This is a genomic window from Pseudomonas cyclaminis (assembly GCF_015163715.1).
GTDB classification, from domain to species: Bacteria; Pseudomonadota; Gammaproteobacteria; order Pseudomonadales; family Pseudomonadaceae; genus Aquipseudomonas; species Aquipseudomonas cyclaminis.
Genome location: NZ_JADDUM010000389.1, coordinates 1 through 594, shown reverse-complemented (window position 1 = coordinate 594; position 594 = coordinate 1). Strand labels below are relative to the sequence as shown.

Below are 594 nucleotides of genomic sequence, written 5' to 3'. Positions count from 1 at the left end.
CATGGCCACGGCGAAGATGGTCAGCGGGATATCGAATTCTTTAAACAGCTTGAGGATGCGCCACACGCCGGCACGGCTGCCGTATTCGTACAGCGACTCCATGCTCATGTTGCGCGCGCCTTGCAGCGGTTGGGCCGAGACCATTTCCGAGAGGAAGGCTTCGGACTCTTTGTCGCCGTGCAAGATATTGCGCTCACCGCCTTCTTCGTAGTTGAGTACGAAAGACAGCGCGATGCGTGCCTTGCCCGGCCAGTGGGGGTGAGGAGGGTTACTGCCGTAACCGATCAGGTCGCGTGGGTAGTCAGCGCTCACTGCAGTCTTCCTTCTTGTTCGTGGTCATTCATGTGGCGGCCGGGCAGTGAAAAGACTGGGTGGCGTCACAGCGATGGGCTGATTGTATACAACTTGTCGGTCACTTTGTAAGCCTGTATTTCTGCATTTTTTCCAGACGGCTGTCATGGCTTGGCACTGCAAGAAACTTGCCTGGTTGGTCAATAAAAGGATGAAAGGACGTTTGAAAGCAAGGCTTACTGAGAATCCAGCGCAAGAATCTTCCCGCGAAACCGCCGGTAAAGTTTTGTAATTTTTATTGTG

General features: G+C 53.7%; 1 protein-coding gene and 1 pseudogene. Both read right to left on the bottom strand.

What is annotated here, in order from left to right:
• A pseudogene (locus tag IQK56_RS30745) lies at positions 1-312 on the bottom strand (allantoinase); the annotation flags it as partial.
• A 24-nt stretch (positions 313-336) separates the two neighbouring features.
• Positions 337-594: hypothetical protein (locus IQK56_RS30945; RefSeq protein ID WP_206692008.1), on the bottom strand; the 258-nt coding region annotated here is incomplete at its 5' end.